The sequence below is a fragment of the Kushneria sp. AK178 genome, from assembly GCF_053903105.1.
Map to the genome: position 1 here is coordinate 3247102 of NZ_CP096381.1, position 14892 is coordinate 3261993.

General features: G+C 64.5%; 13 protein-coding genes. 6 read left to right on the forward strand and 7 right to left on the reverse strand.

The features are described from left to right. Positions 1–63 precede the first annotated feature (63 nt). On the forward strand, positions 64–1125 hold the full coding sequence (locus M1D97_RS14970) for a PA0069 family radical SAM protein (protein ID WP_456268497.1): 1062 nt from the start codon (positions 64–66) through the stop codon (positions 1123–1125). Positions 1126–1155: 30 nt separating this feature from the next. Beyond that, on the forward strand, positions 1156–2136 hold the full coding sequence (locus tag M1D97_RS14975; protein WP_456268498.1) for a zinc-dependent alcohol dehydrogenase family protein: 981 nt from the start codon (positions 1156–1158) through the stop codon (positions 2134–2136). Positions 2137–2229: 93 nt separating this feature from the next. On the opposite strand, the gene M1D97_RS14980 is transcribed toward M1D97_RS14975, so the two are convergent. From M1D97_RS14980 to M1D97_RS14990, 3 genes are all read right to left on the reverse strand, one after another. Further along, entirely contained in the window at positions 2230–3333 is a 1104-nt protein-coding gene (locus tag M1D97_RS14980) for a Gfo/Idh/MocA family protein (RefSeq protein WP_456268499.1), read from the reverse strand. 123 nt (positions 3334–3456) lie between these two features. Next, entirely contained in the window at positions 3457–4680 is a 1224-nt protein-coding gene (locus M1D97_RS14985) for a diguanylate cyclase domain-containing protein (RefSeq protein ID WP_456268500.1), read from the reverse strand. Between the two features lie 252 nt (positions 4681–4932). Continuing rightward, the gene (locus M1D97_RS14990; RefSeq protein WP_456268501.1) at positions 4933–5604 is read right to left on the reverse strand and encodes a hypothetical protein; all 672 of its coding nucleotides are present in this window, start codon (positions 5602–5604) and stop codon (positions 4933–4935) included. 212 nt (positions 5605–5816) lie between these two features. On the opposite strand from M1D97_RS14990, the gene M1D97_RS14995 reads away from it, so the two are divergent. Together M1D97_RS14995 and M1D97_RS15000 are read left to right on the forward strand one after the other, a co-directional pair. Next, the gene (locus tag M1D97_RS14995; protein WP_456268502.1) at positions 5817–6176 is read left to right on the forward strand and encodes a translation initiation factor; all 360 of its coding nucleotides are present in this window, start codon (positions 5817–5819) and stop codon (positions 6174–6176) included. A 2-nt stretch (positions 6177–6178) separates the two neighbouring features. Beyond that, positions 6179–6595 (forward strand): YbaY family lipoprotein, encoded by a 417-nt coding sequence (locus tag M1D97_RS15000; protein WP_456268503.1) that lies wholly within the window; start codon positions 6179–6181, stop codon positions 6593–6595. On the opposite strand, the gene M1D97_RS15005 is transcribed toward M1D97_RS15000, so the two are convergent. After that, positions 6585–7451, reverse strand: a complete 867-nt coding sequence (locus M1D97_RS15005) for an NAD-dependent protein deacetylase (RefSeq protein ID WP_456268504.1) — start codon at positions 7449–7451, stop codon at positions 6585–6587. The two genes, M1D97_RS15000 and M1D97_RS15005, sit on opposite strands and share 11 nt — an antisense overlap. A gap of 117 nt (positions 7452–7568) precedes the next feature. Here M1D97_RS15005 and M1D97_RS15010 point away from each other — a divergent pair, with 117 nt between their 5' ends. Beyond that, complete coding sequence (locus tag M1D97_RS15010) at positions 7569–8480, forward strand: NERD domain-containing protein (RefSeq protein WP_456268505.1); 912 nt, start codon at positions 7569–7571, stop codon at positions 8478–8480. A gap of 131 nt (positions 8481–8611) precedes the next feature. Further along, positions 8612–9772, forward strand: coding sequence for an MFS transporter (locus M1D97_RS15015; RefSeq protein WP_456268506.1), 1161 nt, complete (start codon positions 8612–8614; stop codon positions 9770–9772). A 98-nt stretch (positions 9773–9870) separates the two neighbouring features. Here M1D97_RS15015 and betT read toward each other — a convergent pair whose 3' ends face one another. The 3 genes from betT to M1D97_RS15030 all read right to left on the reverse strand — a co-directional run bounded on the left by betT (position 9871) and on the right by M1D97_RS15030 (position 14881). Continuing rightward, positions 9871–11928: a choline BCCT transporter BetT gene (gene betT, locus M1D97_RS15020; protein ID WP_456268507.1), complete on the reverse strand. Its 2058-nt coding sequence runs from the start codon at positions 11926–11928 to the stop codon at positions 9871–9873. Positions 11929–12135: 207 nt separating this feature from the next. Further along, on the reverse strand, positions 12136–13188 hold the full coding sequence (locus tag M1D97_RS15025) for a LacI family DNA-binding transcriptional regulator (protein WP_456268508.1): 1053 nt from the start codon (positions 13186–13188) through the stop codon (positions 12136–12138). A gap of 61 nt (positions 13189–13249) precedes the next feature. After that, positions 13250–14881: a glycoside hydrolase family 13 protein gene (locus M1D97_RS15030; protein WP_456268509.1), complete on the reverse strand. Its 1632-nt coding sequence runs from the start codon at positions 14879–14881 to the stop codon at positions 13250–13252. Between the last annotated feature and the right edge of the window lie 11 nt (positions 14882–14892).

Consider the following 14892-nt stretch of genomic DNA (forward strand, 5'->3'; position numbering starts at 1 on the left):
CGAAGGCTTGGGTTCTCCCTGCGATAACTGTATATTTAAACAGTATACAGGGAGGATTCCAGCATGTCGGGTGACCCCATTACCGGCCGCGGCGCCAGCAGTAATCTGCATCACCGCTTCGATCGCATCCGCATCGAAGCGATCGATGACGGCTGGTGGCAGGCAGATACGCCTGCCAGCCACGCCACCACGGTGCGCCCGGAGCAGAGCCGCACGGCGATTTCGCGCAACCAGTCGCCGGACATGCCCTTTTCCAGCTCGCTCAACCCCTACCGGGGCTGCGAGCATGGCTGTATCTACTGCTTTGCCCGCCCCTCGCACGCCTACTGGGATCTCTCCCCGGGCCTTGATTTCGAAACGCGCCTGATCGCGCGCACCAATCTGCCTGGGCTGCTGACCGAAGAGCTCGCCCGCCCGGGCTACGTCTGCGAACCCCTGACGCTGGGTGCCAATACCGACCCCTACCAGCCCATCGAGCGTCGGTATCAGCTCAGTCGTCAGCTGCTCGAGGTGCTGCTGCGCCACCACCATCCGCTCACCATTACCACTCGCAGCGCCCTGATCCTGCGCGATCTCGATCTGCTCGAGGCGCTTGCCCGGCAGCGACTGGTGCGGGTGTTTATCAGCTTCACCACGCTTGACGCTGATCTCAAGCGGATCATGGAGCCGCGGGCGGCCTCACCCGGGGCGCGGTTGAAGGTGATGCGTACCCTGCGTGCGGCGGGCGTGCCGGTCGGCATCATCACCGCGCCGATGATCCCCATGATCAACGACAGGGAACTGGAAAAACTGCTGCAGGCCGGCCGCGAGGCCGGCGCCACCAGCGCCGGCTATACCCTGCTGCGCCTGCCGCATGAGGTGCGTCCGCTGTTCGAGCAGTGGCTTCGCGAGCACTTTGCGGACCGGGCCGAACACGTCATGAGCCTGATTCGCCAGTCACGCGGCGGGCGCGACCACGACAGCCGCTTCGGCCATCGCCTGCGCGGCGAAGGCCCCTTTGCCGACCTGCTCGCCCAGCGCTTTCGCCTGACCATTCGCCGGCTCGGGCTCAATCGACGCCGCGAGGAAGAGCGTCTCGATATCACCCGATTTGCGCCGCCGCACCAGCAGATCGATCTGTTTTAACCACAACAATTCGAAAGGAGAAGACCCGACATGACCGCTGCCACCGCCCACGCCGACCTGCCGCTCGACATGCCAGCCCCGGCACTGCGCTATCACCGCTTTGGCTCACCGCTGGAGGTGCTGCACCTGGAGCCCCAGCCCGATGGGCCGCTGGCGCAGGAGCAGCTGCGCGTGCGCATGACCTGTGCGCCCATCAACCCGTCGGATCTGATCCCGATTGCCGGCGTCTATCGCCATCGGATCACACCGCCGCTGGTGGCCGGCCATGAAGGCGTCGGTGTGGTCACTCAGGCGCATGGGCCGTGGCGCGCCCTCGAGGGGCGGCGGGTGCTGCCGCTGCGCGGCCCCGGCACCTGGCAGCAGACGCTGGACTGCGACCCGCATCTGGTCGTGCCGGTGCCCGATGACATCCCCGATCACGTGGCGGCGCGGGCCTGGATCAATCCGATGACCGCCATGGCCATGCTGCAGCGCTGGCCGGTCGAGGGGTGCGATGTGCTCCTGACCGCGGCGGGGTCGAACTGCGCGCGACTGCTGGCGCAGTGGGCGCTGTGCTGTGGCGCGCGCTCGGTGACCGGCATCTGTCGCAGTACGCATCACTTTGAGGCGCTGAGCGCCATGGGTGTCCACGTGCTGGATCAGGACGATCACGCCGCCATCGATGCCGCGGCGGCGCGCGCCGAGCGAGCGTTTGATGCCACCGGCGGACGGCTGGCCGACCGACTGCTGACCCACATGCCCGAGAACGGCGTGTTCGTGACCTACGGGCTGCTGTCGGGCGTGCCGATCAGCCCACAGCACATGAGCGCGCGCGTGCGCCGCTTTCATCTGCGCGACCATATCAAGGGGCTGGATCGCGACGAGTGGCAGTCAAGCTTTGAAACGCTCTGGGCGCTGCTGCGTGACATCGACCTGCCGCCGGTGCAGTCCTTTCACCTCGCCGAGTGGCGTCAGGCGCTGCACTGGCACGACAGTCATCCGCACATCAAACCCATGCTCATGCTCTTTTGACCCCGCCCGCCGTCCTGTTGTGACAGGCCAGCATGAAAAAGGGCCGCCCTTGCCGGGCGGCCCTTTTGCGATCACACAGGCGACCGGGATGACTCAGTCACCGCTGATGGTCTCGACGCTGACCACTTCCGGCGGCTCGACCGGCGTCAGGCGGCGCACCTGATCCGACTGTATACGCTCACGGTACTCGACCGGCTCGATCGACTGCGGCTGACCGGTCTCCAGCGCCCGCTCGATGGCTTCGAGAATGCGAACGTCGCGCAGGCCTTCCGTGCCGTCGGCCTCGGGGGCGATGTCATTGAGAATGCAGTGGGAGAAGTAGTCGGTCTGGCCGCCGAACTGTTCCACCGGGCCGGGCGAATGGGCCGTGGTCTCGCCGTCAACGCTCAGCTCATGGTCGATCAACACCGTCGGGCCGAACGTGTAGCTCGGACGCGAGAACAGCGCGCCGCGCTCGCCCACGACCGACAGATGGTTGTGGCCGCTGGTGGCGTAGCTGACGAAAAACTGGGCCAGCCGCCCCTCGGCAAAGCGCAGACTGACGGTGACGCTGTCATCACAGGTATAGTCGCGCCCCGGCGTGTTGTCGCTCATGGCGCTGACCTCGATCGGCTCGGCCCCGAACAGATGACGCACCGCGTTGATCGGATAGGTGCCCATGTCGGGCACCGGCCCGGCCCAGTAGCCGTGCAGGGCGCGGTGGTTTTTCGGGTTGAGGTCCTGGGTGAGCTGAGAGGAAAACGTGCGCGGCGCGCCGATGGCGCCCTGGCGCATGTGCTGAATCATCTCCAGCGTGCCCGGCTCGTGGTGCAGACGATAGGCGATCATCAGCTTCGCGTTGCCTCGCTCGGCGGCCTCGATCATCGCCTCGCAGTCCGCAACGCTGGTCGCCATCGGCTTTTCCAGCAGTACGTGAATGCCCGCTTCCAGCGCCGGCACGGTGTCCTGACGATGGCGAAAGTTGGGCGTGGCCACATAGACGGCATCGATCTCGCCGGAATTCAAAAGCGTCTCGTAGTCGTCGTAGCCGTAGACCTTCAGGTTATAGCGCCTGCCCAGCGCCTCGGCCTTTTTGGGGTCGCCGGTCACCAGCGCGGTCATCTCCGAATTGTCGCTGGCCGCGATGCCCGGCATGAACGCGCCCTGTGAAATTTCACCGCCGCCGAGGACGGCGTAGCGCACCTTTCCCTGTGCCATGTGATGCTCCGATGGGTTCGTGGATAACAACGATACCCGAGAGCCTGGCGCAACCTTGCGGTGCTGTCAGGCAGGCCGGCGATATTCATCATGGGGGCCACCAGAGTCTCCTGGCAGGCAGTGTCAGCCGGTGCGACAGGCGTCGGCCTTCGGTCGGGTCAGATCATGAATCACCACCCGGTTGCGCCCGGCCGCCTTGGCGCGATAGAGCGCAGCGTCGGCGGCCTCGAAAAGCGCCGTGGTGTCACCGTCGGCCGCCTGCCCCAGCGCCACGCCGATACTGACGGTCACTACACCGGCCGTACTGCTGTGGCGATGCACCAACGCCAGACGCTGCACGTTGCCGCGCAGACGCTCGGCATAGAGTTCAAGCTCATCGCCTGGGATGCCGGCTGCAAACACGGCAAACTCCTCTCCGCCGAGGCGCCCGGCACGCCCCGGTGGCCGGGCGGCGTCGGCCAGCGCGCGCGCCACTCGTCGGAGGGCGTCATCACCGGCGCCGTGACCGTAATAATCGTTATAGGACTTGAAATGATCGATATCGATCATGGCGACCGCCACCGGGGCCTCCGGGCCGACCCGCTCGAGATCGCCGGTCAGTGCGGCATGAAACCCGCGTCGGTTGGCGATATCGGTCAGGGGGTCCAGCGCCGCCAGACGGCTGAGCATGTCGCGCTGCTCGGCCAGCTGGCGCTTGCGGGATGCCTCGCGCTCGAGGAGCAGGAAATGCCGGCGGCGCTCGTTTTCCAGCGTCCGGTTGGCAAACAGGGCCGGCCCGATGATCACGATGGCGATCATGAGATTGTGCAGCTGCAGTACCGGTAGCCGAAGAGGCCCGAGGGCGATCGCCACGGCCTGAACCACGACCACGATGACGGCCAGCACCACCACCACGGACAGGGGCAGCGCCATGCAGATCACCATCGCCATCAACACGGCATAGTTGGCGAACACGAACCCCAGCGCATTGACGGCATCGGAGCAGGCGATCAGCACCGCCAGAAGGACCACGGCGAGCAGATGAAAGCCGCAGGTCACGCTCTGCTGACACAGCAGCGAACGACGGGTCCGGCGCAGCCAGTAGAGTACGGCCAGCCCCACGGGGAGCATGAGACCAAAGCGAAAGGCCAGGGCCAGCCAGACCCGGTCGGGCGCGTTAAACCAGTCTCCTGCTGCAAAGGCCAGATAAAACCCCAGCCCGATGATCAGGGAGAGCAGGAGGGCACGACGACGCATCGGCTGCGTTGCCTCGGCAAACGCTCGTCTCTGCCCGGGCGGTATAATGACCCGCCCCAGCCATCCCTCCCCCTCCAGTGACTGATCCGCTTCGGTGACATCGTCGTGCATGGTGGATCCCCCGGTGCGACATCGGCGGGCAGTCATCGAATCATGCACCATTGCCGCAAAGGTAACGCCATGGCCCGGCTGAACGTCGTCGCATCGTTCGGGCTGCCGGCCGAACGTCTCGATGGGTCCGGGGTATTTATCGACCGGGCGCGGAGCCGCTTGAGAATTGATCGGCCCGGCGGTAGCGCGAGACGGTAGTGCCCGCCAAAAAAAGCCCCGCAGAGCGGGGCAAGGTTCACGAGACAATCGACATTAAAAGGTGTATTCGATACCGATGACGGCAACCGGGTAGACGTTGTACTTGTTCAACTCATCCTTGGCATCACTTTCGGCATCGGCAGCATAAGCACGAGCTTCGGCTGCAAAAGGAGAATTGGTAATCGGACCTTTGGCATTTACTGATACGGAGGGGTCGATCAAGAATGCGCCAGCTTCGGCATAGAATCCGAGGCCCTGCTTTGAGCTGTTGCGCCAGCCGAGCCCCAGATAGGGTTCGACGCCATCGGAAAGCTTGGCCTTGCCATCCAGATACCCGAAATCGCGAGGCACAGCAAAATCGTCTCCCTGAAAGTCTACTGAAGCACGACCGATGGCGTTGATTCGAATATCCGGCCGCACCGCACCGGCTGACAGGAAAAAGCCGCTGTTGACCCACGGATAAACATCCAGTTTCAGGCTATAAACGTTGATATCGACCTCGCCTTCGTAATCAACGTCATTAACGGATTGATCCAGATCATCATAGTTATAGCCGCTGTAACCCGCTGTCAGGGCAAAATGGTCATGAAAGCGCCAGCTGACGTTGGCGCCCAGCCCGGTCGTGCCGGCACTACCGGCGACCGACCAGCGATCGGCGGCCGTGGCAGCAGCGCTGGCGGTCAGCAGCAGGGTTCCCGTAATTACAGCGGTGGCGATACAACGCATGACGTGGCCTCTCGAGAATGATCAATGTTCCGGTGCGCCGATAATGTCGGCGTCATGTCATCATCGTGAGTCTACGCAAGGCGTTCGTGATCGATCGACAGAAAAGCGGTGGTTTGGGTCGGTATTTCTTGCCCCCGGCCCCTGCCGTCATTTCGAATCCGGCAGGCGCTGCGCTATTCTTGAGCCTTATTGAAGCGATCGGGAGTCAAACAATGTCATCACTGCGCGATCAGTTGAGCCGCAAGGTGTACTCCACCGAAGCCGGGGACATGCGCAAGCACGATGAGGGCGATGATCAAACGGCGCAGGATGAGGCACGCCTGGCAGCGCTGGATGGTGTAGTGCGCATCCGGCGCGAAACCGCCGGGCGCAAGGGCAAGGGCGTCACCACGCTGCACGGTATCCCGCTGGCGAGTGATGAGCTCAAGTCCCTGATGCAGGCGCTCAAGAAGCGCTGCGGCAGCGGCGGGTCGCTCAAGGAGGGCGTGATCGAAATCCAGGGCGATCACCGCGAGACGCTGCGCGCCGAGCTGGAAAGACGCGGCTATACCGTCAAGCTGGCGGGAGGCTGACCATGCAGCGTCGTTTTCGCGCGCTACCGGCCGTGGCGCCGCTGGTCATGATGACCCTGCTGAGTGGCTGTTCGCTGTTTTCAAGCGGCCCCGACTTCGCCACGCTCTCGGGCGAGGCGGTCAGCGACGAGCCGGCGCCGATCGCATCCGATGCCCGGCTGGAGATTCGACTGCTGGATGTCACCGAAGGGCGAACCACGCTCGCCCAGGTCGATCAGAATACCCACGGACGCTGGCCGGTGCCTTTCACGCTGCAGTATGACCGCCACCATATCGAGAAGGATCACCGCTACGCGCTCAGCGCTGCCCTGCGCGAAGGCGACAACACGCGCTTTCTGACCCTGGACCCCCTGCCGGTGCTGACCCATGACGCCCCCGCGCAGCAGGTGCGCGTGCCGCTGACGCCGGTCAGCCGCTAACCCCGGCGGCCCGGGCGTCTGACAGCCCGTCCAGCAGGGCGGTCAGGCTCTCGTCAATGGCGGTTTCAAGCTTGAGGGTATACAGCGCATCGGCCCGGGTGTGACCGCGGTTGATGCAGGCCACCGGGATGCCCTGTGCCGCGGCGTGACGGGCAAAACGAAAGCCTGAAAAGACCATCAATGAGGAGCCCACCACCAGCAGGGCGCGGCTGTCATCGAGCATCGACATGGCCCGCGCCAGCCGAGCGCGCGGCACGTTATCGCCGAAAAACACCACATCGGGCTTTAAAATGCCGTGACCGCAGCGCGGACAGTCCGGCAGCCGAAAACTCGAGAAATCCACGTCGTCGAGATAGGCGTCGCCATCGGGGGCGACCTCGGCGTCCATGCCCACCCAGTCGGGGTTGAGATCGGCCAGATGCTCGTGCAGCACGTGACGGCGCACCAGCAGGTTGCACTGCATGCAGCGCACCAGATCGGCGCGGCCGTGCAGATCCACCACGCGCTTGCTGCCCGCCTTCTGGTGCAGGCGATCAACATTCTGCGTGATAATACCCTCGACAAAGCCCTGCGCTTCCAGCGCGGCCAGCGTGTGATGGGCACGTCCGGGCGAGGCGCTCGACAGCAGTCGAAAGCCGACCAGGCTGCGTGCCCAGTAGCGCTGGCGGCCGGCATGACTTGTCATGTAGACCTGATGGGTCATGGGCGGCGGACGTTTCCACGCCCCCGTGTCATCCCGATAATCGGGAATGCCGCTGTCGGTGCTGACCCCGGCGCCGGTCAACACGCACAGGCGCGGATGGCATCGGACAAGATCGATCAGTGCCTGTTCACTGGCACCCGCTGCACGACTCATGGTCTCTCCTCATGACCTGCCGGCCGAACGACGGATTCGGGCCGCAAAATGGCTGCCGAGCATGGATGCCAACCCGACAGAACGCTAGACTACACCTCAATCTACCGGGATGACGTCATGCGCTGGCTGGAATATCTGCTTCCCCTGATCTTTCTGACCCCCCTGTTTGCCACGGCCGTGGTGGTCATCGGGCTGCGCCATCTGTTTCAGGACAAGCCCGGTTTCTCCCCGTCCGGCCATCGGCTCAGACAGTCCGGCAACCGCTTTCGTGAGCGTCTGGCCGAGGCGCGTGTCAGACTCTTTCTGGCCGGCGCGCTGGGGCCCATCATTGCGATCACGCCCTTGATCTACGGCATGGGCCGCATGCTGTTTTCGTCGTACCAGGACTGGCTCGAGTGGAGCATCTACGGCTTGATGACCACCATTCTGGCGCTGATTGTGGGCGCTTTCATGATGGCACTTTCCTACCGGATTTCGAATCTGCGTCTGCGTCTGGCCGGCGCCATGAACGTGGCCCACGACCTGCAGGGCCTTCTGCACACCCGACATCAGAGCGTGTACCTCTTTCATGATGTGCCCGCTGATGGCTTTACCATCGACCATGTGGTGGTGACCGAGCGGGGGATCTTTGCCCTGCTGGTCCGCACCCGTCAGCCCTTTCCGGCAATGGCCCGGGACAACACGCCCACCCTCAGGCTGGACGGCGAACGGCTCCACTTCCCCGACCGGGACGAGGCGCGACCGGTACGCGAGGCGCAGCGCGCCCGGCGCTGGCTGCACGAGTGGCTGAGCCGCGAGTGCAAACAGGTGGTGCCCGTCCATGGCACATTGATCCTGCCGGGCTGGCGCATCAAGCGGACCCGCAACCATGACGAGATCGGCGTACTGGGTGATAACGAGCTGCTGGATTATCTGCAGCACGGTGAGAGGGCGACACTGCCACAGCCGCTGCAGAATGATGTCCTCCGGGCGCTTTTGCGCCTGACCGATGACCATCAGACCCATCACGCGCTGTCCTCGGCGCCCTGACCGCGCAGGGTCCGGCCACCCTCGCCGGTGGGCGTCGATGGCCCCTGACCCGACAACCCCATCCATGAGAAACCACGACATGCCTGCCGGGCGGAGGCCGCGGGCGTGCTGCGTTCAACAAGGAGTGTTTCATGAGTGACCCCGCCGGTGAGAGCAGCGCTGCCCGCGCCCCCGCCAGCCGCGCTGCCATTGCCTGGTTTTTTGCCCTGTCGGGGCTTTCCTTTTCCAACTGGGCGGTGCGCATTCCCGATATTCGCGCCCTGCTGGAGCTCTCCCAGTCCCAGCTTGGCGCCCTGCTGCTGTGTCCGGTGATCGGATCGCTGTGTCTGACGCTGTTGTCGAACTATCTCAACACCCGCTTCGGCAGTCGGCGCATCACCCGCGTGGCGGCCTGCGCCATCGTGGTCGCGCTGGTACTGATCGGATTTGCCGTGTCACCGCTCACCCTGGGTCTGGCGCTGGCGGTCTTCGGCGCCGGCATGGGGCTTCTCAACATTGCCATGAACGACCAGGCCGCCACGCTCGAGCGGCGCTATCGACGCTCGATCATGTCTTCCTTTCACGGCCTGTTCAGTCTGGGCGGCATGGCGGGTTCGCTGATCGGCGGCGGCCTGGCCACGCTGGGTCTGACCCCGCAGTGGCACCTGCTGCTGGTCGCCGGTGCCTTGCTGCTGGGCATCCTGATCAGCCACCGTCATCTACTGGCCCCGCCGCCGCGCGCCGAACGCCCGGTCGGGGCGCTGTTCGTGCGCCCGAAGGGGCGGGTTTGGCTGCTGGGCATCATCGCCGCGGCGGTGGTCTTTATCGAGGGCTCAATGGCGGACTGGTCGGCGCTGTTTCTCACCGATCTGGGCGCTTCGCGCGGCCATGCGGCGCTGGGGCTGGCCGTTTTCACCGGCACCATGGCCGTCGGCCGGCTGCTGGGGGATCGCTGGCTGGACCGGGTCGGCGCCGTGCGCGCGCTGGAAATCGGCAGCGCGCTGGCGCTCGCCGGGCTGGCGCTGGCCATCATCGCGGCCGACCCCACCGTGGCCCTGCTCGGATTCGCGCTGGCCGGCATCGGCATGTCGACCCTGTTCCCGTGCCTTTTGAGCATGGCCGGGCGCAATCGCGCCATGTCGCCGTCGGGCGCGATCGCTTCGGTGGCGATGCTGGGCTATCTCAGCATGCTCGGCGGTCCGCCGATGCTGGGCTTTCTGGCCGAGGCGATTACGCTGCACTACGCCTTTATCGCGCTGGCCGTGGCTGCGGCGCTGGCCATCGCCCTGGCGCGACCGGCGGCCCGGGCCTGAAGTGCCGGATCCGTTCTGTCGAACGCCCTACCCCTTCCCTCCGATCAAAAAAGGGCCCGACCATCATGGTCGGGCCCTTCGGCATGGCGACAGCCCACCTAGACCGGCGGCTGCTCGGGGCTGTCCGGCATGTTGATATGGCCGGACTCCATACGATTGAGATGCAGAAACTGCAGATGACGCTCGTACTGATCGAGAATGTCGTCGATCACCTGCTGCTCGGTGTAGCCCATCAGGTCATAGCCCTGGCTGCCCTCCAGCAGATGCACTTCAAGGCGATAGTAGTCGCGCTTCAGGCTTTTGGTGCGCATGGCGAAGGCCGGTTTGGCGAAGGCACGGGTCCAGACCTGATAGGTGAAGTTCTGCTCGTCGCCGAAGTCGACGTTGAGGGCAATGTAGTCATTGTCGTTTTGCATGCCCTCGTTGATCTCGACGCCCGCTACCCGCGCCCGCAGCTTCTCGCGCAGCGCTTGCATGGCCGGGCGCACCGTGTCCTGCAAAAACGCCTGCGCCTCATCACGGTCGGGAAAACGCATGGCACGCTCCAGACGCTGTTCCCAGTGGCCGCGACCGCCCCGGCCGCCCATGCGTCCGGACAGGGAGCCGGCCAGACTCAGCCGATAGCTCTCCTCCTTGAAGGCCTCGACCTTGAGTGCCTTGTAGAGCCCCGCCATCATCAAAAAGAGCACCACCGAGAACGGCAGTCCCGTGATCACCACGGCGCTTTGCAGGGTGGACAGCCCGCCGGCCAGCAGTAGCGCCAGGGTCAGAATGCCAATGACCGCCGACCACAGAATGCGCATCCAGACCGGCGCATCGCTGCTGACGTCCTTGAGAATCGAGGTGAAGTTCGACAGCACCAGCGCGCCGGAATCCCCCGAGGTGACAAAGAAGACGATCGCCAGGATGCTCACCGCAATGGTGGTGACCAGCGGGAAAGGGTATTCCTGCAGGAACAGATAGATGCCTGATGGCGGATTCTCCATGACCTGCTGACCGAACTCGGTGGCACCGTTGATCGCCATGTCGATGGCGCTGTTCCCCAGCAGGGACATCCAGATCATCATGAAGGCGATCGGCAGCGTCAGGGTGCCGGCCACAAAGGTGCGAATGGTACGACCGCGGGAGATGCGCGCCAGAAAGAGGCCGACAAACGGCCCCCAGGCGATCCACCAGGCCCAGAAGAACAGCGTCCAGGCATTGAGCCAGTCCATGGGCCGATCGAAGGCGTAGGTATCAAACGACATCCGAACAAACGACGAGAGATAGTCGCCGATGTTCATCACCAGCGCGTTGAGCAAAAAGATGGTCTTGCCGGCGAACAGTACGAACAAAAGCAGCGCCACCGCCAGCAGAATGTTGAACTCCGACAACCGCCGGATGCCGCGCTCGACGCCGGTCACCGCCGAAATGGTGGCGAACAGCACGATCATCAGCACCAGCACGGTCTGCGTCCAGGCGCTCTCGGCGATGCCGAACATGAAGTTCAGCCCGTAGTTGAGCTGAATGACCCCGATACCGAGACTGGCCGCAATGCCGAACACGGTACCCAGCACCGCCGCGATATCCACGGCGTGGCCGATGGGGCCGTAGATCTTCTTGCCGATGATCGGATAGAGCGCGCTCGAGATGGTCAGCGGCAGGTTGTGGCGATAGCTGAAAAAGGCCAGTGACATCCCCACCAGGGTATAGATGCCCCATCCGGACAGGCCCCAGTGCATGAAGGTCAGCTGCATGGCGTGGCGTGCCGCGGCGACCTGGTCTTCCGGGGCCCCCGGGGCGTTATAAAACTGGGTCAGGGGTTCGGCCAGCGCAAAGAAGATAACGCCAATGCCGATGCCGGCGGAAAAGAGCATCGCCGACCAGGAGAAGATGTTGAAGTCCGGCCGGGCGTGTTCGGGCCCCAGTCGGATTTTCCCGAAACGGGAGACGCCGAGAAAGATCACGAAGGCCAGATAGATCACGACGGTGAGGAAGTAGTACCAGCCAAGGGTATTGGAGATCCAGCCCAGCACCGTATTGATGATACGACTGGCCTGCTCGGTGGCGATCATCGCCCACAGCGAAAAGACCACGATACCAATGAACGATCCGTAGAAGACGGTGGGGTTGAGCCGGTCCTCCGCAGGGGCCTTGTCTTTCGTTGTCTCACTCATGGGTCTTCCTGATTGATTATTGGAGGTTGGAAGAGACGTACGCCCCCTGACTGAAGGGGCAACGGTCATGGTGATGCCGCATGACGTTCACCCAGTTTAACCGTCGCTCAAAAAAACACTTATTAAAAAACGGCTTCTCAACAAGTCATGATTATCGACGACAGCCACCGAAGCTCGGCGACCGTCAGGGAGAAGATGCCCGGAAGGTCAGGGCGGCGGGCAGGTATCGCCATGAATCAGCCAGACCGGCTGGACGACATCACGCGCATCACACTCGCCGGTGACCATGCGCGCCGCAGTGACCCCCTTGGCGTGACTGTCCTGATGAATCGTGGTGAGCATGGGACGGCGGCGCTGGCCTTCGGCGATACCGTCAAAGCCGGTCAGCCGCAGTTGCGCGGGTACCGCCACGCCGCGCCGCTCGGCCAGACTCAGCGCGGTCAGTGCCAGCCGGTCCGACATGCACAGCAATAGATCCGGCGAGGTCTCATCCAGCAGAGTCTCGATGACCGGCGCCGCTGCCTCGGACGTATTGCCGTCGACGTTCCAAAGCGGCACCTGCGCCGAATCGTGGCCGGCCTCTTCGAGGGCCTGATCAAAGCCGGCCAGCCGCTCGAGGGCCACCGCGTTGGGCTGGGGCCAGCATGAGCGCCGCTCGAGCCGCCCGCTCGGGGCATCCAGCGTCGTGCATAGTGCCACGATCGCCGGACGCGCCGCCCCGCCGGCCAGCGCATGGCGGGCAATACTCAGCGCCGCGGCGCGATGATCGATCTGGACCGAGGCCAGCCCCGGCAAACGAATATCCACGGTCACCAATGGCTGATGCTGATGGCGCAGCAGCGCCAGGGTGCCCTCTTCAGGGATGGCGCCGTAGATCAGATAGCCATCGGCCACGCCGTTGAGAGACGGGCTCGCACGGTCGGTGCGGGCAGCCTCGGTCAACAGCAGCAGATGATGGCCGGAGGCGTCCAGCACCTCGGCGATGCCGGCCAGAAAGCCGCTGGCGACGCTGTCGTCAAGGCTGTAGCCCAGCCCGTCGGAGAGCATCACACCGATGATGCCGGTACGCCCGGTACGCAGCGTCCGGCCCCGGCTGCTGGGGCCGTTATAGCCCAGCAGCCGGGACGCCTCGAGAATTTCCTCGCGCCGCGCCGGCGAGAGCTGGTCGGGCCGGTTGAAGGCGTTGGAAACCGTCGCCGTCGAGATGCCCAGATACGCCGCCACCGACCTGAGCGTCGCCGGGCGACGCGGGCGGCTCATGACGCGCCACCGCCCGGCGCCGACATGTCACAACCCGGCATCAGCCGATGAACCGGTTGCGTCACTGACGGGTCAACCAGACGGCGGCATTGCCGGCCAGCTGGCCATTGCTGACAGCGTCCGTCACGCTCTGTACTGCAATCTGTCCCTCGGGCAGTGCCACCGGCGTCTCGCCCAGATTGAGCACCAGCGTTATGTCGCCGTTGGACAGACTCAACACGTCGCGGCGCGGGCGCTCCTGCCAGACCAGCTCGCCATAGCCCAGCCCGTGGTTGTGACGCAGGGCCAACAGCCGACGATAGAGTTCCAGCGTCGAGTCGGCATTTTCCATTTGGCGATCCGCGGCGTAGCGGGCATAGTTTTCCGGCTGCGGCAGCCAGCTCTCGCCGGTGGTGTTAAAGCCGAAGGCCGGCGCATCGGCGTACCATGGCAGCGGCACCCGGCAGCCATCACGGCCGAGCTGTTCGCCGTTGGTGCGATGAAAGGTCGGGTCCTGACGATAGCGCGCCGGCATGGTGGTGTGATCCGGCAAGCCCAGCTCCTCGCCCTGATAAAGATAGGCCGAGCCCGGCAGCGCCAGCGTCAGCATGATCAGCGCCCGTGCCCGGCGCAGGCCCAGCGCCTCATCGGGCTGCTCACCGTCGGCATCGATGCCGTTGGGGCGCGTGCCCGGGCGCGACAGCCCCAGCCGCGAGGCATGGCGCACGCTGTCATGATTGGACATCACCCAGGTGGCGGACGCGCCGACCGCGCCGTAGCTCTCGAGCGAGTCATCGATAACGTCCTTGAGCCTGTCGGCATCCCAGGGGGTGAGCAGATAGTCAAAGTTGAAGGCCTGCTGCATCTCATCGGAGCGCACGTAGCGCGACGCCTGCGAGGGTGGGTGCACCCAGGCCTCGGCCACCATCATGCGATCGTGACCGAACTCGGCCAGCACCCGGTTCCAGCGGCGATAGATGTCGTGCACCTCCTCCTGATTCCACATCGGGCCCTGGTTGCCGCCCTCGATCATCTCCTGACTGCCTTCCCAGTCCGGCAGACCCGATTCCTTGATCATGCCGTGGGCCACATCGACGCGGAAGCCGTCGACCCCGCGTCCGAGCCAGAAGCGCAGCACGTTGTCGAACTCCTCGAGCACCTCGGGATTGCGCCAGTCGAGATCGGGCTGACGGGTATCGAACAGATGCAGATACCACTCGCGCTCGCCGGGCACCTGTGTCCAGGCCGGCCCCCCGAAGACGCTTTGCCAGTTGTTGGGCGGCTGGTCGCCGTGCTCACCGCGTCCCTCGCGGAAGATGTAGCGCGCCCGCGCCCGGCTGCCCGAAGGTGAGGCCAGCGCCTCCTGAAACCAGACGTGCTCGCTGGAAGTGTGGTTGGGCACGATGTCCATGATGATCCTCATGCCCCGCTCGTGGGCGCCGGAGAGCATCGCATCGAAATCCTCGAGGGTGCCGAACAGCGGATCGACATCGCGATAGTCGGCCACGTCATAGCCGGCATCCACCTGCGGCGAGCGATAAAAGGGCGACAGCCAGAGCGCATCGACGCCCAGATTGGCCAGGTAGTCGAGCCGCTGGATAACCCCGTTCAGATCACCAACGCCATCGCCGCTGGCATCCATGAAGCTGCGCGGATAGATCTGATAGATCACGGCGTAATGCCACCACTGTGGTCGGGAATGCTGTTGAGTCATGGGAGCTTCCT